17 protein-coding genes are annotated in these 20,038 nt (G+C 55.3%); 5 read left to right on the plus strand and 12 right to left on the minus strand.

What is annotated here, in order from left to right; genetic code table 11:
* Positions 1–101: 101 nt before the first annotated feature.
* The 7 genes from DIT71_RS10205 to glpK all read right to left on the minus strand — a co-directional run bounded on the left by DIT71_RS10205 (position 102) and on the right by glpK (position 7,948).
* Positions 102–1,829 (minus strand): ABC transporter substrate-binding protein, encoded by a 1,728-nt coding sequence (locus tag DIT71_RS10205; RefSeq protein WP_114613115.1) that lies wholly within the window; start codon positions 1,827–1,829, stop codon positions 102–104.
* Between the two features lie 58 nt (positions 1,830–1,887).
* The gene (locus tag DIT71_RS10210) at positions 1,888–2,160 is read right to left on the minus strand and encodes a DUF2160 domain-containing protein (RefSeq protein ID WP_114613116.1); all 273 of its coding nucleotides are present in this window, start codon (positions 2,158–2,160) and stop codon (positions 1,888–1,890) included.
* Between the two features lie 11 nt (positions 2,161–2,171).
* Entirely contained in the window at positions 2,172–2,927 is a 756-nt protein-coding gene (locus tag DIT71_RS10215; protein WP_114613323.1) for a carbohydrate ABC transporter permease, read from the minus strand.
* Positions 2,928–2,982: 55 nt separating this feature from the next.
* Positions 2,983–3,861: a carbohydrate ABC transporter permease gene (locus DIT71_RS10220; RefSeq protein ID WP_114613117.1), complete on the minus strand. Its 879-nt coding sequence runs from the start codon at positions 3,859–3,861 to the stop codon at positions 2,983–2,985.
* Positions 3,854–4,957: an ABC transporter ATP-binding protein gene (locus tag DIT71_RS10225; protein ID WP_114613118.1), complete on the minus strand. Its 1,104-nt coding sequence runs from the start codon at positions 4,955–4,957 to the stop codon at positions 3,854–3,856. Before DIT71_RS10225 ends, DIT71_RS10220 begins: the two co-directional genes overlap by 8 nt.
* Before the next feature lies 1 nt (position 4,958).
* Complete coding sequence (locus tag DIT71_RS10230) at positions 4,959–6,047, minus strand: ABC transporter ATP-binding protein (RefSeq protein ID WP_114613119.1); 1,089 nt, start codon at positions 6,045–6,047, stop codon at positions 4,959–4,961.
* Between the two features lie 404 nt (positions 6,048–6,451).
* Positions 6,452–7,948 (minus strand): glycerol kinase GlpK, encoded by a 1,497-nt coding sequence (gene glpK, locus DIT71_RS10235; RefSeq protein WP_114613120.1) that lies wholly within the window; start codon positions 7,946–7,948, stop codon positions 6,452–6,454.
* Between the two features lie 206 nt (positions 7,949–8,154).
* Between glpK and DIT71_RS10240 the strand changes: the two genes are divergently transcribed.
* On the plus strand, positions 8,155–8,913 hold the full coding sequence (locus tag DIT71_RS10240; RefSeq protein WP_114613121.1) for a DeoR/GlpR family transcriptional regulator: 759 nt from the start codon (positions 8,155–8,157) through the stop codon (positions 8,911–8,913).
* Positions 8,914–9,114: 201 nt separating this feature from the next.
* A complete protein-coding gene (gene glpD / locus DIT71_RS10245; RefSeq protein ID WP_114613122.1) occupies positions 9,115–10,644 on the plus strand; it encodes a glycerol-3-phosphate dehydrogenase in 1,530 nt (509 codons plus the stop codon).
* A gap of 161 nt (positions 10,645–10,805) precedes the next feature.
* Here the strand turns inward: glpD and DIT71_RS10250 are convergent, their stop codons facing one another.
* Positions 10,806–11,957 carry a porin gene (locus DIT71_RS10250; protein WP_114613123.1) on the minus strand — a complete coding sequence of 384 codons (1,152 nt, stop codon included), beginning with the start codon at positions 11,955–11,957 and terminating at the stop codon, positions 10,806–10,808.
* A gap of 348 nt (positions 11,958–12,305) precedes the next feature.
* Entirely contained in the window at positions 12,306–12,905 is a 600-nt protein-coding gene (locus tag DIT71_RS10255) for a uracil-DNA glycosylase family protein (RefSeq protein WP_114613124.1), read from the minus strand.
* A 146-nt stretch (positions 12,906–13,051) separates the two neighbouring features.
* Between DIT71_RS10255 and DIT71_RS10260 the strand changes: the two genes are divergently transcribed.
* Positions 13,052–13,786, plus strand: coding sequence for a nitroreductase family protein (locus tag DIT71_RS10260; protein WP_114613125.1), 735 nt, complete (start codon positions 13,052–13,054; stop codon positions 13,784–13,786).
* A 47-nt stretch (positions 13,787–13,833) separates the two neighbouring features.
* Here DIT71_RS10260 and DIT71_RS10265 read toward each other — a convergent pair whose 3' ends face one another.
* On the minus strand, positions 13,834–14,799 hold the full coding sequence (locus tag DIT71_RS10265) for a glucokinase (protein WP_114613126.1): 966 nt from the start codon (positions 14,797–14,799) through the stop codon (positions 13,834–13,836).
* Positions 14,796–16,616, minus strand: a complete 1,821-nt coding sequence (edd, locus tag DIT71_RS10270; protein ID WP_114613127.1) for a phosphogluconate dehydratase — start codon at positions 16,614–16,616, stop codon at positions 14,796–14,798. Before edd ends, DIT71_RS10265 begins: the two co-directional genes overlap by 4 nt.
* 169 nt (positions 16,617–16,785) lie before the next feature.
* On the opposite strand from edd, the gene gap reads away from it, so the two are divergent.
* Both gap and pyk read left to right on the plus strand, forming a co-directional pair.
* Positions 16,786–17,793 (plus strand): type I glyceraldehyde-3-phosphate dehydrogenase, encoded by a 1,008-nt coding sequence (gene gap / locus DIT71_RS10275; RefSeq protein WP_114613128.1) that lies wholly within the window; start codon positions 16,786–16,788, stop codon positions 17,791–17,793.
* A 72-nt stretch (positions 17,794–17,865) separates the two neighbouring features.
* Positions 17,866–19,314 (plus strand): pyruvate kinase, encoded by a 1,449-nt coding sequence (gene pyk / locus DIT71_RS10280; RefSeq protein WP_114613129.1) that lies wholly within the window; start codon positions 17,866–17,868, stop codon positions 19,312–19,314.
* A 71-nt stretch (positions 19,315–19,385) separates the two neighbouring features.
* Here the strand turns inward: pyk and DIT71_RS10285 are convergent, their stop codons facing one another.
* Positions 19,386–20,033: a bifunctional 4-hydroxy-2-oxoglutarate aldolase/2-dehydro-3-deoxy-phosphogluconate aldolase gene (locus DIT71_RS10285; protein ID WP_114613130.1), complete on the minus strand. Its 648-nt coding sequence runs from the start codon at positions 20,031–20,033 to the stop codon at positions 19,386–19,388.
* Positions 20,034–20,038: the final 5 nt, after the last annotated feature.

The following is a 20,038-nucleotide window of genomic DNA, read 5'->3' on the forward strand; positions in this document are numbered from 1 at the left end:
AAAGCAACCGGCCAAGACCCACTGACACTGAGGTGTCAGGCCTGCCGCTGCCAGCCATCGGTACTGCAGGCTGACAGCGTCATTCAAGGGTTGGAGCGGCCTTATTCTGCCATCCACTCTTCCATCATTTGATCGTATGGCTTGGTTTCACCCTGGGGTTTTTCGTTATCCAGCTTCGGTTTTGGTGCACCGGGCTGATCCAGCCAGTATTGCGGGTCACGCGGCTCGTTAAGCACAGGCGCGTACTTGGCGAACACATCGGCACGAGCCAGACGGGACATGGTGCGATCCATAGCTTCGGCCAGATCGTCCAGCGCTGCTTTGGGGGTAACTTCACCGTTGACGGCTGGCGCCAGGTTCTGCCACCACAATGGTGCAAGACGCGGATAGTCCGGCACGTTGGTACCTGTCGGAGTCCACATGCTCTCATTTTCGCTGCGGTAGAACTCGACCAGACCACCCAGCTTGGGCGCCAGCTCGGTCATTTCCTCCGAGAAGATGTCAGAGCGGCGAATCGGCGTCAGGCCGGCAATGGTCTTTTCCAGGGACACGGTCTTGGAGACCGTGAACTGGGCAAACAGCCAGGCAGCGGTGCGACGGTCCTCAGGTGTGGAGTTGAAGAAAGTCCAGGAACCAACGTCCTGATAACCGACTTTCATACCCTCTTCCCAGTAGGGACCGGTAGGAGACGGCGCCATACGCCATTTCGGATTGCCCTCATCATCAGTGACCGGAAGGCTGGGGTCCGTCATATCGGCGGTGAATGCGGTATACCAGAAAATCTGCTGAGCAATCTGGCCCTGGGCGGGTACCGGCCCGGCTTCGCCAAAGGTCATGCCCCTTGCACTTTCTGGTGCGTAATCGCGCAGCCACTCAACCATCTTGGTGACAGCGTACACAGACGCCGGCGAGTTGGTTGCACCACCGCGGCTTACGCTGGCACCAACCGGGTTGCCGTCTTCGTTGACGCGGATACCCCAGTCATCCACCGGGTTACCGAAAGGTACGCCCTTGCTGCCCATGCCCGCCATGGAAAGCCAGGAGTCGTGGAAACGCCAGCCCAGGGACGGATCGCGACGGCCATAGTCCATGTGACCGTAAACCCGCTCGCCATCGATTTCCTTGACGTGAACACTGAAGAACTCGGCGATGTCCTCATAGGCTGACCAGTTCAGAGGAACGCCCAGGTCGTAACCATAACGCTCCCTGAACTGCTCCTGGAGATCTTCGCGATCAAACCAGTCAGCGCGGAACCAGTAGAGGTTGGCAAACTGCTGGGTCGGCAGCTGATAGATTTTGCCGTCCGGCCCCGTGGTGTACTGCAGACCGATGAAATCATCGAGATCCAGGTAGGGGTTGGTGTAATCCTTCCACTCGTTTTCCATGGCGTCGGAAATGGCAATCGTCTTACCGTAGCGCAAATGAGTGCCGATAGCGTCGGAGTCATTTACATAGCCGTCATATATGTTTCGATTCGATTGCATCTGCGTCTGCATGGTATCCACCACATCACCCTCCCCGATGATGTTGTGCTCTACCTCAATACCGGTAATATCTGTGAACACTTCTGCCAGCACTTCCGCCTCGTAGGTGTGGGTGGTCAGACCCTCCGCCACGGTTTTGATTTCCATACCGCGGAAGGGTTCGGCCGCCTTGATAAACCACTCCAGTTCCTTAAGCTGCTCTTCCCTGGAGAGGGTTGAGCGCTTGAAATGCTCATCCAGCGCCTTCTCGGCCGCCGCTCTGTAATCCTGTGCGTATACCTGTGATGACGCCAGGAGAGCCCCCGATATCATCAACGAAAGGTACTTCAACTTTTTGTTTTTCATACAGACCTCATCTAGCTTTGTTTGCATCCTTGCAAGAAGGTAAGTCCCTTTTTTTGGATTAACCCCAGCGCATCAGAATGACCATCCAGACAGCAGACACTGCGGTTGCCACCAAAACATGAAGTTCAGTCACACCTATGAAGGCAAGGTGAATGAACGCACTGGTCAGAAGACCAATAAAAAGCCGGTCACCACGGGTGGTGCTGATCGGCAGGAAGCCTTTCCGCTCAATACTGGGCGAAAAGTACTGCCATACGGTCATGCCCGTCAGAATCAGGGCAATCGAAATAAAAAATCCTGCCGTCGGGCCGGTCCAATGCATCCAGCTCATAACAAGCCTCCTCAGGTACGGCCCAGGGCGAAGCCCTTGGCAATGTGATTGCGAACGAAGTAGACCACGAGAATACCCGGCACGATGGTAAGCACACCGGCGGCTGCCAGGGTGCCCCAGTCAATTCCGGAGGCGCCCTGTGTTCGCGTCATAATGGCCTGAATCGGTTGAGCCTCGGTTGCCGTAAGAGTCCTGGCGAGCAATAACTCGATCCAGGAAAACATGAACAGGAAAAAAGCCGTCACGCCGATACCGGAACGGATCAACGGGATGTAGATCTTCAGGAAAAATTTCGGAAAGCTGTAGCCGTCGATATAGGCAGTCTCGTCGATTTCCTTGGGCACACCACTCATAAAGCCCTCCAGGATCCACACTGCCAGGGCGACGTTGAACAGCGTATGCGCCAGCGCCACGGCGATATGCGTATCAAACAGCCCCACCGAGGAATACAACTGGAAGAAAGGCAGTGCAAAGACCGCTGGCGGCGCCATCTTGTTGGTCAGCAGCCAGAAAAAGAGATGTTTGTCACCCACAAACTTGTAGCGACTGAACGCATAGGCGGCCGGCAGGGCAACCGTCAGGCTGATCGCCATGTTCATGAAGACATAGGTCATGGAGTTCACATACCCCATGTACCAGCTTTCGTCCGTCAGGATATTAAGGTAGTTATCAAAGGTCAGGTTCTTCGGCCAGAAGCTGAGTTCGCCGAGAATTTCCGAATTGGTCTGCAGTGACATATTAATCAGCCAATAAATTGGCATGATCATCACCACCAGGTAAACGATGAATGCGATGCGTGATTTCACGTCTGTCCCCTTGCTTTTATTGTTGGGCTGACTTGTCTTTCTGCAGCGTCATGATGGCGGTGTAGAACACCCAGCTGACGGCAAGAATGATCAGGAAGTAAATGATGGAGAAGGCAGCAGCCGGCCCCAGATCAAACTGCGCAACTGCCATGGTGGTCAGCGCCTGGCTCAGGAAAGTGGTGGAACTGCCCGGCCCGCCACCGGTGAGCACGAACGGCTCGGCATAGATCATGAACGAGTCCATGAACCGCAGCAGCACGCCGATCACCAGCACGTTGGTCAGCTTGGGCAGCTGGATGTAGCGGAACACCGCCCAGCGTGAGGCCCGGTCGATACGGGCGGCCTGGTAATAGGCATCCGGGATTGCCCGCAGCCCGCTGTAACTAAGCAGAGCGATCAGCGGCGTCCAGTGCCACACATCCATGAGAATGATAGTGAACCAGGCATCTACAGCGTTGGCATTAATGTTGTAGTCCACACCCGACTCGCTGAGAGCCCAGCCGAGCAGGCCAATGTCAGTCCTGGCCAGGATCTGCCAGATGGTTCCGACCACGTTAAGAGGTATCAGCAGCGGCATGGCGACCAGAACCAGAGCCGCCGATGCCGCCCAGCCTTTCTTGGGCATCAGCAACGCAATACCAATACCCAGAGGCACCTCAATGGCAAGGATCGCAAACGAAAACGCGAACTGCCGCAACAGCGCCGCCTGGAGATCCGGATTCCGCAGCATTTCCCGATACCACTCGGTGCCCGTCCAGAACGCAGAATTCACACCGAAAATATCCTGTACGGAATAGTTGACCACCGTCATCAACGGGATAACGGCGGAAAACGCCACCACCACGAAGACAGGGATGACGAAAAACCATGCTTTGTTGTTTTCTATCTTATTCATGATCAGCCTCCACTAGCCGCTCGTCGACGTACACTTTCAGCCAGGGGTCCGGAAAGCCAATACTGGCTGCCTCATGGGGAACCGGCTGGTCTTCCGGGATACGCACCTTGACGGTGACCGGGCCAAACTCCACATCCACCAACTGGTAGGTGCCCAGATCCTCGATGTCGGTGACGGTCACCTCGTAGCTTTGCTCACTGGTGTCCGCTCCCAACGTTACAAACTCCGGCCGGATACCCAGCTTGATATTGTCGGAGCCGCTGCGGCGTATCTTGTCGAGAATTTGTTCGCTGACCGGAATGTGCTTGCCATTGAAGATCAGCCCCTCGCCGGTCAGCCTGGGCTCAAAGAAGTTCATCCCCGGGCTGCCGATGAAATACCCGACAAAGGTGTGTGCGGGACTTTCGAAAAGCTCCTGGGGCGTTCCGAACTGTACAATCTGCCCTTCGTACATAAGAGCAATCTTGTCGGCGAAAGTTGAGGCCTCCAGCTGGTCGTGGGTCACGTAGACCATGGTGATATCAAAGCGCTCGTGGATCTGCTTGAGCTTGCGGCGAAGACGCCATTTGAGCTGCGGGTCAATAACCGTTAGCGGCTCATCAAACAGGATGGCAGTCACATCCTCACGGACCAGTCCCCGTCCCATGGACACTTTCTGTTTCTGGTCGGCGCTGAGATTCTTGGCCTTGCGCGTCAGTTCTCCGGAAAGTTCGAGAACGTCCGCCACCTCGTTCACCTTCTCCCGGATCTGGGCTTCCGAGAAGCCGCCCTGATTGCGAAGGGGGAAAGCGAGGTTGTCGTACACCGTCATGGTGTCGTAGATCACCGGGAACTGGAAAACCTGGGCGATGTTGCGCTTCTCCGGCGGCAATTCGTTCATGCGTTTGCCATCGAACAGCACATCCCCTTCAGAGGGGGTCACCAGCCCGGATATAATGTTCAGGAGCGTTGACTTACCGCAGCCCGACGGACCAAGCAACGCATAGGCGCCGCCCTGGGCCCAGACATGTTCCATCTTTCGGATCGCGTAATCTTCCGGGCCCGAGGGTTTTTTGCTGTAGGAGTGAGCCAGCGTTTTTAACGTTATTTCTGCCATATCAGAGACCCTCCGCCCGTTCGGGCACCAGAATTGTCTTGCCGTCGGGCGCGAACGCGTACAATTTGTGGGTGGGGAAAAACACCGTGATCTGTTCGTCGGGCTTGTACTGATAGATACCCTGCAGATGCAAAACCAGTTCGTAGGATTCGCTGTGCACGTGCAGAAAGGTTTCCGAACCACTGATTTCGGCCAGGTCCACCGTCACCGAGATTTCCAGATCATCCTCGGCGTGGGGTTTCAGGCCAATGTGGGAGGGACGGACTCCGAATTTGTACTGGCCTGGTTCGAGGGACGCCAGATCAGCGTTAAGCCGAAAGTGCACCTGCTCATCAAAGGTCACTTCATTCTCGGTGACGCGCCCCGGCACGATGTTGATGGGTGGCTCGGAGAATATTTCTGCAGTCTCGATATCCTGCGGTCGATGGTAGACCCTGGGGGTGGGCCCTTTCTGGAGCAGACGACCTTCGTGTAACACTGCAGTTTCACCACCCAGCGCCAGCGCTTCCTGTGCCTCGGTAGTGGCGTAGACCGCGATACAGTTGCGGGCCTGGAACAGATCTTTCAGTTCGCTGCGAAGGGCTTCCCGAAGCTTGTAATCCAGGTTGACCAGTGGCTCGTCGAAAAGTACCACATCAGCATCCTTTACCAACGCCCGGGCCATGGAAACCCGTTGCTGCTGGCCGCCTGAAAGCTCTAGCGGTAGGCGGTCTAGCAGATTGTCGATCTTCAGAAGTTCTGCAGTTTCCCGAACCCGCCTGTCAATCTCATTCCCACTTTTCTTGGCAAGCCTGAGCGGCGAAGCGATGTTTTCGAAAACGGTCATGGTGGGGTAATTGATGAATTGCTGGTACACCATGGAGATGTTGCGTTTCTGAACAGCAACGCCGGTCACGTCCACATCGTTCATCAGGATCTTGCCGCTTGTCGGCCTGTCCAGACCCGCCATGATGCGCATCAGAGTAGTCTTGCCGGCGAGTGTGCGACCAAGGAGGACGTTAAAAGATCCCGGCTCCAGCGTCATGGTGACGTCCGATATCCAGGTTTCTCCGTCCACAACGCGCGACACATTCTGCAGCGTTAGAGACATGCTTTTTCCTTTTCAGTTGTTGTTTTGACTTACACTCAGTCTACAAGAGCTATCACAAAACGAAAAGATACGAAAATTCTTTTTTTACACTGATAACATCAAGAAATTTTTAATTATCTATTTTTTTCAGTAGCTTGAAACATAATTTTTTAACCACCTGATTGCGTTTTTCGGAAAACGAACATTATAGGCGCCTCATTAAAGCAATAATGCTCCAAGTGTTCGAAAAAACATTTTTCGATAACATGTCAGTTCCTCGAGGATGAACACCCTGTAAAAACTCGGCGACTACCGAATGCCCGTAGCTGAACAGCTGCCACATGGCTTTGAGAATCGTCTGGTTTTCGCGACTTATCAAGGTAACGCGCATCACAAGAGGCCTCTGGGCCTGATCTGTCCGGGGATTACGTGGGATTCTCAGGACTGCTCTGCAGCTTTGACACCGCAGAACACCAGCCGGCGTAAAGCGTGTCTCTTTTCTCTTTGGACATTTGCGGCTCAAACCGTCGGTCACACTGCCAGGCGTCCTGAAGCGCCTCGAGGGACTTGTATACCCCGGCCTGAAGTCCTGCCAGGTATGCCGCACCCAGGGCAGTGGTTTCCACCATTCTGGGGCGATCTACGGTGGCACCAAGAACATCGGCCAGAAACTGTAACACCCAGTTATTGGCCACCATGCCGCCATCGACCCGCAGCGCAATAGGTCGCAAGCCGTCCTTCTGCATGGCACGCTGGAGGTCCTTGGTCTGGTAACACACCGATTGCAGCCCCGCCGTGACAATCTCTTTGATGCCGGTATCCCGGGTCAGTCCGAAAATTGCGCCGCGGGCATTGGGGTCCCAGTAGGGTGCGCCAAGTCCGGTAAATGCCGGCACCAGGTATACGCCATGATCGACCGGCGTGCCTTCTGCCAGAGGCTCGGATTCACAGGCACTCCTGATCAGCTGCAGACCATCCCGCAACCATTGAACGGCAGCGCCAGCGATGAAAATACTGCCCTCCAACGCGTAAACCGGTTTGCCATTGAGACGGTAGGCGATGGTGGTCAGCAACCGGTGCTCCGAGGTCAGGGCCTGATCGCCGGTATTCAGCATCAGAAAGCAACCGGTTCCGTATGTGCTTTTTGCCATACCGGTTTCAAAGCAGGTCTGCCCGAATAACGCAGCCTGCTGGTCACCAGCCATCCCCATGACAAAGGCACCATCAAGACGACCGTTGCCGACGATCTCGCCAAAGTCCGCTGCAGAATCCATAACCTCGGGCAACAGGGACTCCGGAATACCGAAAAGATCCAGCAGCTCCTGATCCCACTCCTGCTTATGAATATTGAACAGCATGGTGCGGCTGGCGTTGGTGGCATCAGTACGATGCTCCCTGCCGCCGGTAAGTCGCCAGAGCAGAAAACTGTCAATGGTGCCGAACGCCAGTTCACCGGCCTCAGCCCGCTGTCTGGCACCTGGCACATGATCGAGAATCCAGCGAATCTTTGTGGCTGAAAAATAGGGGTCTATCAACAGCCCCGTCTTGTTATTGACTGACGGCTCCAGGCTCTGTTTTTTCAGAACTTTGCACCACTCCGCGGTTCGGCGATCCTGCCAGACGATGGCCGGATACACGGCCTCGCCGGTGGCCCTGTCCCAGAGCACGGTCGTTTCTCTCTGGTTGGTTATTCCAACCGCCACCACCTCGTCGTTTTCGCCGCACCCCTTCTCCATGACTTCGTCACAGGTTTCCCGCACTGTGCGCCAAATATCCTCGGGCTCGTGCTCGACCCAGCCGCTGGCTGGAAAGTGCTGAGTAAGCTCCTGCTGGCTGGTGGCGTGGATGCTGCCATCCAGGTTGAAAAGAATGGCACGGGAACTGGTGGTTCCCTGGTCGATCGACAGAATGTACTGGGTCATGATGGTTTGCCTCTGGTGTTCTTATTTTTTCGTATTTTTACTTTTTTGAAAACAAAAGCCAACCCTTTTTACCGGCAAGAAAAGGAACGAGCGCCACAACTCCCTAAAAAGGCTGCATAAAGAGAAAAAACACTCTAAAATGAACTCGGGAACAGCAAGGCGATTCCGTTCGTAACTGAAAAACCGTGGGCTCCGGAGGCAATTGAATGGCACAGCGACGCAGGCAGGACTTGATCATGGAACTGATCCAGCAAAACGGCTTTGTGACCACAGAGCAGCTGGTGGACCAGTTCAAGGTCACTCCTCAAACCATCCGCCGGGACCTGAACGAGCTGGCCAGCCAGAAAAAACTCCGCCGCCATCACGGTGGTGCGGGTATCGATTCCAGCACGGTGAATACCGCTTACCAGGCCCGCAAAATCATGGATCTGGAGGCGAAAGAGCGTATCGCTGAAGCCCTGGTGGAGATGATTCCGGACAATTCCTCGATGTTCATCAATATCGGAACCACAACGGAGACCATCGCCAAGGCACTGCTGGAAAAAAACAACCTGCAGGTAGTCACCAACAATCTTCACGTAGCCTCGATTCTCTCCGCCAAGGAAGACTTTCATATCATTATTGCCGGCGGTGAAGTCCGCAACCGCGATGGCGGCATTGTCGGTGAGGCAACCCGGGACTTTATCAACCAGTTCAAGATGGATTTCGGGATTATTGGTATCAGTGGCATTCATACCGATGGCTCACTGCTTGATTTTGACTACCGCGAAGTCCGGGTTGCCCAGGCCATTATCGAAAATTCTGGCCAGGTCCTGCTGGCGGCAGACCACTCCAAGTTCGGCCGCAATGCCATGGTGCGCCTTGGCAGCATTTCCCAGGCTGACCACGTATTTACTGACGAGGCGCCTCCCCTGGAGATCCGCCAGCTGCTCCGTGAGAACAACGTGGAACTGCACCTGGTCTGACTTCCTCCTGCTGATCACGCGACTGGCTTGCCGGCCCGGGCCTGACTGGCCCGCTATTTATCCGCGCACACTTTTTCGTTTTTTTTCTGTATTTTCCTTTACGAATATATCTTGCTTTCGCATAATATAGGAATGCGTATCTGCAAAACCGGAAAGAGCGCCCGGAAGCGTCCTTTCACTGGCGTCAGGAGATGACACAAGATGACCGAGGAGAACAACAAATTTGACGTTGTCGTCGTAGGTGGCGGCGTAAACGGGACGGGCATTGCGATGGATGCGGCTGGACGGGGCCTCAAGGTGTTGCTGTGCGAAATGAATGACCTCGCCTCCGCGACGTCGTCAAGCAGCAGCAAGCTGATCCATGGTGGATTACGATACCTGGAGCATTACGAGTTCCGCCTGGTGCGGGAAGCGCTGGCAGAGAGGGAGTCGCTGCTGCGGAATTCCCCCCATATCATGTGGCCCATGCGATTTCGTCTGCCCCACCGCCCTCACCTTCGACCCGCTTGGATGATCAGGATGGGGTTATTCCTTTATGACCATCTGGCCAAGCGCGAAGTGCTGCCCGGTTCGCGATCAATCAGGTTCGATGAAAAAGATCCCCTCAAATCGGATATTACCAAGGGCTTTGAATACTCTGATGGCTGGGTGGACGATGCCCGTCTGGTGGTACTCACAGCCAAGAAAGCGCAGGAGTGCGGCGCCACTATTCTCACCAAGACCAAATGCGTTAATGCCGAGCGTGGCGAGAACTCGTGGAATGTATCGCTCCAGGACATGAACGATGACAGCATCCACCACGTGTCCGCAAAGGTGATTGTTAACGCTTCAGGGCCATGGGTAAGCCGGCTGTTCAGCGAAAGTCTTGCCATGAAGGCGCCCAAAAACATTCGCATGGTCAAGGGCAGCCATATCGTCGTTCCCCGACTGAACCGCGAGACCGAAGCTTACATCCTCCAGAACGAGGACGAGCGTATTGTTTTCGTGATCCCTTACGAGGATGAATTCTCCTTGGTCGGCACCACCGATGTGGATTACGAAGGTGACCCCAAGAAAGCAAAGATTTCACCGGAAGAGACCGAGTATCTGCTGGACATCGTCAACGCCCACTTCAAGCGCCAGCTTTCGGCAAGCGACGTGGTCTGGTCCTATTCCGGTGTTCGCCCACTGATGGATGACGAAGAAGGCGACGCCAAGAAAGCCTCCCGCGATTACTCCTTTGAAGTCAGCAAGGAGAAAGGCAAGGCCCCGGTTATTTCGGTGTTTGGCGGCAAGATCACGACTTATCGCAAGCTGGCGGAAGCCGCCACCGACAAACTGTCCCAGTTCTTCCCCCATGCCAAGGGGCCGTGGACCAAAACCGGCATTCTGCCGGGCGGCGACTTTGAAAACCATGACACCCTCGAGGCTCGCTTATCAGAGGATTATCCCTGGCTTCCAGAGGCAGTCTCAAGCCGTTATGTGCGCACTTACGGAACCAAAGCCTACGACTTTCTGAGCGACGCAAAATCCGTTCAGGATCTCGGTCACCGCTTCGCGGGAACGCTTTATGAGAGGGAAGTGGATTACCTGATCAAACACGAATGGGCGATGACGTCAGAGGACATTCTCTGGCGTCGCACCAAGCAGGGGCTTTACGCCACTGAAGACGATGTCCGCGAGCTGGACAGATACCTGTCCGCTCAGGCAGCCCCGCAACCGCAGACTGTTGCTCTCCACCACAGCGCCTGAATCACTCTCTCAGGCATTTGCTCCGGCCGGTTTACCGCCCGGAGTTTTTTTCTGGCTAAAACTAAATAAAAATCTTGTCACGATAACCCAAAAGAACCAGATGTCTTTCGACATCTGGTTCTTTTATAACCCGATCATGGGCTACACAGTGGTCATTTTCTTCAAAAGGTAAATTGAGAGCCGATAATAAAGGCGCTGTAATCACTGCTCTGAACGTCGTTTGTTGAGTAATCCTGCACTTCAGCCATCAGTGTCAGTGCATCAGTGGCCCTGTATCTTGCAAACACCATTGTTAAATCGGTTTCTTTTTCATCTCTAACAAGAGTATCCGCTCCATCTCTCACACCAATATCATCAGAACCCTCTCCGTAACTCGCCCCTACTGTGAATCGGTTGATGTCGTAAGTTGCCTCAACATACCATTGGTCGGCATCCTCTTCGTTTGGATCGAGCCGAGCAGCGAAAACACTATTACCTGTGCCTGAGGTCATGGAGTAGTTGCCACGCACATTCAGATCACCAACCGCTATCGAGCCACCAAAATCGATGCCAGACATGGTGTAATCGTCGAATGTACCTGCTTTGGAATCCACGTCTTGGGTAAAAGCGCTTGACCATAGAGAAAACATATCTGCTGAGTAAACAACGTTGCCTTCGATACGGGGAATGGAGTACTCGACATCATCATTATCATCATCAACCTTGGATGGACTGAAAAGACCTACCTTAAACTGCAGACCACCCAAATTGTTGGAGCTGTACATCACGCGTGGCGTGAAGTTGGCGTAAAAATAGCCATTACCTATACGGCCGGCCGTAGCCGCAGCTTCATCTGGACCCGTGATCAGACCAACACCCAGAGCGCTACCGTTATCACCAATGCCAGGAGTACCGAAAATACCGAAGCCCTTGCCAATGTTAACGGTACCGAAGTTCCCTGCAACTGCGATCTCGGAAACGCGACTACGGAAGTTTGCATCCGCATCGCCGGGTGCAATATCGGCGTTCATCTGAAAATGACCAGACACCTCAAGACCATTCTGAGTAGGGGCATGGATATTGGTCTGCAAGGTAGCCGGGTTAAAACCGGTGGTAATATTGAACGAATCTTCGTCCCGGGGATCATCGAAGTCGCTAAGCACAGCGAAGATCGGAATATGACCGTTGAATCCTGCCTTCCAGCCATTATCGGATTCAAAAGTTGCTGCGGCAGAAACCGGTGCAGAGAAGGCCCCGACAACTACTGCGACACTGGTGGCTAACGCAGACAGCTTGAACGATTTGATGTTCGAACATTTTTTGTTTTCGATCATGATAGCTTCCTATTATTGTTTGAGATTTTCGGCCCATCTTTTCTGTCATTCGCTGGCAGATGAATTGCGCTTTATTTCAATGCGTTAAAAAGCTCCTTCGGCTGGATGGACACTGTTATCCCGAACATTTTTAACGGCCGAATACCGCTTTTTGTTTTCGAGACAAAACAAAGTTAGCGTGGAAAAGAAAAAATGGAAAGTTTTAGAACATATTTTTTTCGATAATGTTACAGAAAATTTGCAATTGTTTTGACAGAAAACCTATATATTATTGTTTTTAAATCCTTTAATAGAATTATCGGAAAAATCAAGAATTTTCGTAGACGAACCAGATTGCGAACATTCAGCTCATTGCGCAAGAATATCCGCGACTCGTTTTCGCAACTGAGGAATAACTTCTTCCTCAAACCAGGGATTGCGGCGTAACCACAGGTTGTTTCGCGGGCTCGGATGCGGCAAAGGCAGGATGTCAGGCCACAGCTCCCGCCAGCGCCTGACCCTTTCGGTAACCGGTAGTTTTTTGCCCGGCAGGTGCCAGGCGTGGGCATACTGACCTATCGCCAGTGTCAGCTCGATATGCTCCAGCCGCTCAAGTAACAGCTCGCGCCAGGCCGGCGCGCATTCCGGTCGCGGTGGCAGGTCACCGGATTTCCCGGTTCCGGGATAGCAGAATCCCATGGGCAGGATCGCAAGCTGCTCTTCGTCGTAGAAGGTACCCCGGGTAATGCCCATCCAGTCTCTCAGCCGATCACCACTGGGATCATTGAATGGCAGGCCGGTTTCATGAACGCGACGTCCCGGCGCCTGCCCCACCACAAGAATGCGGGAGGCCCGGGAAATCTGGATCACGGGCCGCGGTTCCAGCGGAAGCTGCGATTCGCAAATTCGGCACTGGCGCACTTTCGCCACCAGTGCCTCAAACGGCAAGCGGGAATCGATACTGGTCATTTGTGCCAACCACTCCTGATGGAAAAGCCATTGCATAAACAGCGGGCTGCCGTAACCTTAAAGCCTGTTTCTATCAGTCACAATCAGCCGCTTCGAACCCGGCAAACGCTCACAGCCACGATTCCCAACAACAAGGACTGCCCTTCATGAATGCCAAGTCAGGGATTGCCCCGAATCTGACCCTGGACGAATTCCGCAAAGTGGTCTGCAGCCGCCGCTCAGTCCGCCGGTTCACTGAGGAGCCGGTACCGGACCATGTCCTGGACGACTGCCTTGAGTTGGCCATGCTGGCTCCCAACTCCAGCAATCTGCAACCCTGGGAGTTTTATGTGGTCAGGACCCCGGATCTGAAAGCAAAGCTTGCCGAAGCCTGCCTTGGCCAGAATGCTGCGAAAACCGCGCCGGTGCTGATTGCTGTCGTCGCCCGGACAGATACCTGGCGTAAACACTCGCGTATGGCACTGGAGCAATGGCCGGAAGAAAAGCTTCCGGGGATTGTGGAGAAATATTATTCGAAAATTGTCCCTATCCATTACAACCAGGGGCCTTTCGGTCTGTTCGGTGCCGCCAAGAAAGCCGCGGGACTGTTTGTGGGCCTGACACGACCGGTCCCCAGGGGGCCCTACTCTCCAAACGAGATGAAAATCTGGGCGACCAAGTCCACTGCTCTGGCTGCGGAGAATCTGATGCTGGCATTAAGGGCGCACGGCTACGACTCCTGCCCCATGGAAGGCTTCGATGAATGCCGGGTGCGACGCCTGCTGAAGCTTCTTAAAAAAGGGCAGGTAACCATGATACTGGCGGCAGGAAAACGCTCTGAGAAAGGGGTGTACAACCGCCAGTACCGCTTTGACAAGGACGACCTGGTTCATTACCTGTGACCATGACGGTCACAGGTCCCATGAGGATTCGCGACAGGGCCTGTTTGCTAGACTTCAGGATTGGTCAGCGCCTCAGCTGCACCTAAAAGGCCGGTGTAGCTTTCCATCACCACATACACCGGTGTTGATTCCAGCAGGGGTCGCATACGCCCCTTGTCCTCGAAGCCTCTCTGAAATGAACTCTTCAGGAAAAAGTCGATAAGTCGGGGGAGAATGCCGCCACACAGATAGACACCGCCGGTGCCCCCCAGAGTTAACACCCCGTTCCCTGCAACACGCCCGAGAATTTCACAGAAATGCCGGAGGGTCTGCCGCGCAAGCGCGTCGGAATTGTCGAGCGCAGCAGCGGTGATTTTCTCCGGCGCGTCCAGCGGCGCTGCTACGTGCTGTATCTCGGCGTGGGCCTGATACAGGTTCAGCAGACCCTGGCCACAGAGAATTCGCTCCACCGATACCCTGCCAAAGCGGGCTTTGAGAATCCGCAGAACGGCCATCTCTGTGTCGTCCGTCGGTGCAAAATCCACGTGCCCCCCCTCTGTCGTCAGGGGAATCCAGCCATTCTTTAACGGCACCAGCCCGGAAACCCCCAGCCCGGTTCCGGGCCCGATCACCAGCCGCGGCCGTCGGGCATCTCCCGGGCCGCCGCAAACGTGTACCAGATTTTCGGCGGCGACATGGGGAACCCCGAGAGCCATCGCCGTGAAATCATTGATAACCTTGAATGCCCCCCAACCGAACTGCCGGCGCACCTCTTCACTGTCAAAATGCCAGTGGTTGTTGGTCATTCTCACCCGTGTGCCAGACACCGGCGAAGCCACCGCCAGACAGACATCCTGCACTCCCCCAATTCCCGCGCGCTGCAGGTAATCGACGATCGCGGAATCAAGATTGTCATACTGGCTGCATGCCAGTATCTCAACAGCCTCTGGCACTATCTTGCCAGAACGCACCAGCGCAAACCGGGCGTTGGTGCCCCCGATATCTCCCACCAGCGAGTAGCGATCTGTTGTCATGCGTCATGGTTCCAGAAAAAGCTGGCGCCTTTTTCAGGGGTGCTGGCGGCTTTACGCATCCAGCCAAACAACTCCCGGCCCAGCCCATGATGATAACTGCTCAGATCTGCCTTTTCCGGTTGCCGCGCCGCAAATTCATCTGCAGGCACATCTACCTCCAGCTTACCGGCCACCGCGTCCAGGGTAATGACATCGCCAGCGTGTACCCGCGAAAGAGGGCCACCATTTGCGGCTTCGGGGTACACGTGAATAGCCGCCGGCACTTTACCGGACGCGCCCGACATACGCCCATCCGTGACCAGAGCTACCCTGTAACCCCGATCCTGAAGCACGCCAAGATAGGGAGTAAGCTTGTGAAGCTCGGGCATGCCATTGGCTTTCGGGCCCTGGAAACGGACAACGACAACACAGTCTTTGTCCAGATCACCGGCCTCGAACGCGGCTTTGAGCTCGTTCTGATCGTTAAAGACCACCGCCGGCGCCTTGACGATACGGTGCTCTTTCGCAACTGCCGACACCTTGATAACGCCTCGGCCCAGTTCGCCATCCAGAACACGGAGCCCTCCATCCGGCGCGAAGGGCTCTTTCGCCGTGCTCAGCACATCGGGTTTGGCACTCTTCTGTAGCGCAGGTTTCCAGACCAACGTGTCGCCCTCCATCTCGGGCATGCGGGCGTACTGCTTCAGCCCGTGGCCCATTACTGTCTCCACATCATCATGAAGGAAGCCGGCATCCAGCAGCTCCCGGATCAGGAATGGCGTACCGCCGGCCTCGTGGAAGGCGTTTATATCTTCCTGGCCGTTCGGGTAGATGCGGGTCATGGAAGGCACCACTGAGGAAAGCTCGGAATAGTCATCCCAGTCAATGATGATACCGGCAGCCCGCGCAATGGCGATCCAGTGAATGGTGTGGTTCGTCGAGCCGCCGGTGACCAGCAGCGCAACCAGGGCATTTACAATGCTTTTCTCGTCAATCATGTCGCCCAGGCCGAACTTGCCGCCATGGGGCTTTGAGAGACGGATGACCTGTTCGGTGGCCGCACGGGTCAATTCATCCCGCAACGGTGTACCGGGATTTACGAACGCCGCGCCGGGCAGGTGCAGCCCCATTACCTCTACCAGAAGCTGGTTGCTGTTGGCGGTGCCATAGAAAGTGCAGGTACCGGGACTGTGATAGGACCTGGACTCTGCCTCGAGCAACTCGTCCTTGCCGATCTTGCCTTCGGCATACAGTTGGCGAATACGCTGCTTCTCCTTGTTGGGCAGCCCGGAAGGCATCGGACCCGCCGGCACCAGTATGGTTGGCAGGTAGCCAAAACTGAGGGAGCCAATCAACAGGCCGGGCACGATCTTGTCACAGATTCCCAGCAACAGGGTGGCGTCAAACATGTTGTGACTGAGGGCAACCGAGGTGCTCATGGCGATGGTGTCGCGGGAGAAGAGACTGAGCTCCATACCCGGCTGCCCTTGTGTCACGCCGTCACACATCGCGGGCGTGCCGCCGGCAAACTGAGCGACCGAACCCATGCCGTGGGCCGCTTCGCGAATCACATCCGGAAAGTCCCTGTAAGGCTGATGGGCGGACAACATGTCGTTGTAGGCGGAGACGATGGCGACATTGGCTTTGTTCATGAGCTTTAACCTGTCTTTATCAGACTGGTTACAGGCCGCAAAACCGTGGGCCAGATTGCCGCAGGAAAGCGTGCCACGCTGTGGCGATTGCGCTTTAAGTTCTTCCATCCGGCCCAGGTAGTCCTGCCGGGTAGCGTGACTGCGCTCGATAATACGCCGGGTCACCGCGTCAACAGTCGGGTGCATAGTGGGTCTCCTGAAATGTCGTTATTCAATTGCCTCTTTAATTAACGTAATTTTACTGTCTTTTTTTGCCGAATTCACCCGATTACCATTCAGTTTTCCAACATTTGTTGTTATATTTACTACATCACCAACAAATACGAACAATAAACAACCAGATTTGGAGCCAACCATGACTATCCGCATCGCAATTAACGGCTTCGGACGCATTGGCCGCAATGTTCTCCGTGCACTTTATGAAAATGACTACCGCAACCAGATGCAGGTTGTTGCCATCAACGATCTGGGCGATGCCGAAACCAACGCCCACCTGCTAAAGTACGACAGCGTCCATGGCCGCTTCAGTGGTATTGTAAACCACGATTCCGAGTCTCTCTCTGTCAACGGTGACCGCATCGCTATTACCGCCATCCGCAATCCGGAAGAGCTGCCCTGGAAAGACTATCACGTGGATGTGGTGTTCGAGTGCACCGGCCTGTTCACCTCCCGCAGGAAAGCCGAAGGCCACCTCCGCGCGGGAGCTCGCAAGGTCATCATTTCAGCACCATCGCCCGATGCAGACGCCATGGTTGTTTATGGCGTCAACGACCATGTATTGACTGCAGAACATGACATCATCTCCAACGCTTCCTGCACCACCAACTGCCTGGCACCGGTGGTTGAAGCTCTGCATAACAGGATTGGCATCGAGAGCGGGCTGATGACGACCATCCACTCCTACACCAACGACCAGAAGCTCAGCGACGTTTATCATACCGACCTCTATCGCGCGCGCTCGGCTACCCAATCCATGATTCCCACCAAAACCGGCGCGGCCGCCGCCATTGGCAAGGTGATCCCGGAACTGGCCGGAAAGCTTGACGGGCTCGCCGTGCGAGTTCCTACTATCAACGTGTCGCTGGTGGATTTCAGCTTTATTGCCAGCCGCGATACCACGGTAGAAGAAATTAATGAAACCGTCAGGGCCGCCGCGGAAAGCAACCCGGTGCTGGGCTATAACGCGGAAAAGCTGGTCAGCATCGATTTTAACCACAATGCCCTGTCCAGCATTTTTGACGCAAATCACACCCGGGCCATTGACCGTCATGCAAAAGTCATGGCCTGGTACGATAATGAATGGGGCTTCTCGAACCGGATGCTCGATAATGCTGTTGTACTGATGAAGAAGGCGGACCAGTAACACTGGCCGCTTGCCGTAACGTCATCGGCAGCCACCGGAAAGATTACTGGAAAACAAAAGGAAACTAGAACCATGCTAAGGCGTACCAAGATCGTTGCCACCCTCGGCCCCGCCACCGACTCGCCGGAATCACTGTCGGCCATTATTGCCGCCGGCGTCGATGTTACCCGGCTGAACTTTTCCCATGGCAGCGCGGAAGATCACATGGAACGCGCCCGCAGGGTTCGTGAAAGTGCGGTCGCCAATGGACGCTTTGTGGCCCTGCTGGCAGACCTGCAGGGCCCAAAGCTGCGAATTGCCCGCTTTTCCGAAAACAAGGTCACCCTCAAAGCCGGGCAGTCGTTCATTCTCGACGCTGCCATGGACAAGGACGCCGGAAACGAAGAGCGCGTTGGCATTGATTACGAGCAGCTGATCGAAGACGTCAAGCCAGGTGACATTCTGGTACTCGATGATGGCCGCATCGAAATGGAAGTTGAAACCGTCGCTGACACCAGCATTTCCTCCCGGGTTCTCATCGGCGGCCCCCTGTCCAATAACAAGGGCCTGAATAAACGCGGTGGTGGCCTGTCTGCCGAAGCGCTTACAGAGAAGGACAAACAGGACATTAAAACCGCTGCCTGCCTGGGCGCAGACTATGTTGCCGTATCTTTCGTGCGTAACGCCGAGGACATGCACGTTGCCCGTCGCCTGCTGAAGGAGGCAGGCTCGGAAGCTCGCCTGGTTGCCAAAATCGAGCGCGCAGAACTGGCCCACGACAACGCCGCTCTGGATGCAGTCATTGAGGCTTCCGATGCTGTGATGGTGGCGCGGGGCGACCTGGCGGTGGAAATCGGCGATGCCGAATTGGTGGGTGTACAGAAACACATCATCAATCGTGCGCGGGCGCTCAACACAGTGGTGATTACCGCCACTCAGATGATGGAATCCATGATCGAGAACCCGATGCCCACCCGGGCAGAGGTGTCTGACGTGGCCAATGCGGTGATGGACTACACCGACGCGGTCATGCTGTCCGCGGAAACGGCGGTCGGTGACTACCCGGTAGAGGCCGTGGAGGCAATGGTGCGCATTTGCATCGGTGCCGAGAAGCAGCCTTCGATGCACCAGTCAAAGCACCGGATTCACGAAAGCATGGAACATGTAGACGAGGCCATTGCCCTGTCTGCCATGTATGCGGCCAATCATCTGGAAGGCGTGACGTCGATCATCTGTATGTCTGAAACCGGCGCCACTCCCCTGCTGATGTCCCGCATCAAATCGAGCCTGCCGATTTTTACTTTCTCACGCCATCATTCCACCCAGCATCGGGTGACGATGTTCCGTGGTGTGCAGACCGTGCCGTTTGATTCGGCAGCGATCCCGAATGAGCAGACGAACGCGCGAGCGGTCGCTGAACTGGTGAAGATGGGCGTCGTCAAGGAGGGCGATCTGGTGGTGATTACCAAGGGGGATTACGTCAATGCCCAGGGCGGCACCAACACCATGAAGATTGTTCGCGTTGGGACGGATATTCGCTGACCTCCTGTTAATCGGGAGGCTTACTGCCTTTCAGCCTGCTGGTTTGGTGTCTGGAGGCTGCCGGGCAGGGCTCACAAATCCAGGAGACTCCCGCGAACAGTCTCGGCAATCTGATCCCAGTCGCCGGAGGCAACGGCATCATCGGGGGTTAACCAAGTACCACCGACAGCCCTGACATTCTCGAGGGCCAGATAGTCTTTGGCCGTGTTGCGGCGAATACCGCCGGTCGGGCAAAAGGTGACGTCCGGGAAGGGGCCGGAGAAGGCTTTCAGGGCCGGGATGCCACCGGCAACTTCGGCGGGGAAGAACTTGAATTCGCGATAACCAAGGTTGTAACCAACCATCAGCTCGGAAACGGTCGCGATGCCCGGCAAGAGCGGTGCCTCCGACGTGACGCCGAATTCCAGGATGGCTTCGGTGACGCCCGGGGTTATCACAAACTGGGCGCCGGCTGCTTCGGCCTGGCGATACTGGGCAATGCTGGTTACCGTGCCGGCACCCACCCAGACTTCCGGGATGGCTTTTCTCACCTGCTCGATGGCTTTGATCCCATGGGGCGTGCGCAGGGTAATTTCCAGCACACGGATACCGCCGTCAACAAGCGCCTGGCACAACGACAACGCCTGATCGGGGTGATTGATGGTGATCACCGGAATGAGGGGCGATGCCTCCAGCACGGATCGGACCCGTTCGCGGTGAAAGTCGGACAATTGGCTCATAAGCT

Origin of the sequence: Marinobacter vulgaris (genome assembly GCF_003344045.1) — a bacterium.
Lineage (GTDB): Bacteria > Pseudomonadota > Gammaproteobacteria > Pseudomonadales > Oleiphilaceae > Marinobacter > Marinobacter vulgaris.

Bases quoted from the DNA above. Each gene is read 5' to 3' on its own strand.
- DIT71_RS10205 (WP_114613115.1), bottom strand. From the start codon at position 1,829: ATGAAAAACAAAAAGTTGAAGTACCTTTCGTTGATGATATCGGGGGCT.
- DIT71_RS10210 (WP_114613116.1), bottom strand. From the start codon at position 2,160: ATGAGCTGGATGCATTGGACCGGCCCGACGGCAGGATTTTTTATTTCG.
- DIT71_RS10215 (WP_114613323.1), bottom strand. From the start codon at position 2,927: ATGATCATGCCAATTTATTGGCTGATTAATATGTCACTGCAGACCAAT.
- DIT71_RS10220 (WP_114613117.1), bottom strand. From the start codon at position 3,861: ATGAATAAGATAGAAAACAACAAAGCATGGTTTTTCGTCATCCCTGTC.
- DIT71_RS10225 (WP_114613118.1), bottom strand. From the start codon at position 4,957: ATGGCAGAAATAACGTTAAAAACGCTGGCTCACTCCTACAGCAAAAAA.
- DIT71_RS10230 (WP_114613119.1), bottom strand. From the start codon at position 6,047: ATGTCTCTAACGCTGCAGAATGTGTCGCGCGTTGTGGACGGAGAAACC.
- glpK (WP_114613120.1), bottom strand. From the start codon at position 7,948: ATGACCCAGTACATTCTGTCGATCGACCAGGGAACCACCAGTTCCCGT.
- DIT71_RS10240 (WP_114613121.1), top strand. From the start codon at position 8,155: ATGGCACAGCGACGCAGGCAGGACTTGATCATGGAACTGATCCAGCAA.
- glpD (WP_114613122.1), top strand. From the start codon at position 9,115: ATGACCGAGGAGAACAACAAATTTGACGTTGTCGTCGTAGGTGGCGGC.
- DIT71_RS10250 (WP_114613123.1), bottom strand. From the start codon at position 11,957: ATGATCGAAAACAAAAAATGTTCGAACATCAAATCGTTCAAGCTGTCT.
- DIT71_RS10255 (WP_114613124.1), bottom strand. From the start codon at position 12,905: ATGACCAGTATCGATTCCCGCTTGCCGTTTGAGGCACTGGTGGCGAAA.
- DIT71_RS10260 (WP_114613125.1), top strand. From the start codon at position 13,052: ATGAATGCCAAGTCAGGGATTGCCCCGAATCTGACCCTGGACGAATTC.
- DIT71_RS10265 (WP_114613126.1), bottom strand. From the start codon at position 14,799: ATGACAACAGATCGCTACTCGCTGGTGGGAGATATCGGGGGCACCAAC.
- edd (WP_114613127.1), bottom strand. From the start codon at position 16,616: ATGCACCCGACTGTTGACGCGGTGACCCGGCGTATTATCGAGCGCAGT.
- gap (WP_114613128.1), top strand. From the start codon at position 16,786: ATGACTATCCGCATCGCAATTAACGGCTTCGGACGCATTGGCCGCAAT.
- pyk (WP_114613129.1), top strand. From the start codon at position 17,866: ATGCTAAGGCGTACCAAGATCGTTGCCACCCTCGGCCCCGCCACCGAC.
- DIT71_RS10285 (WP_114613130.1), bottom strand. From the start codon at position 20,033: ATGAGCCAATTGTCCGACTTTCACCGCGAACGGGTCCGATCCGTGCTG.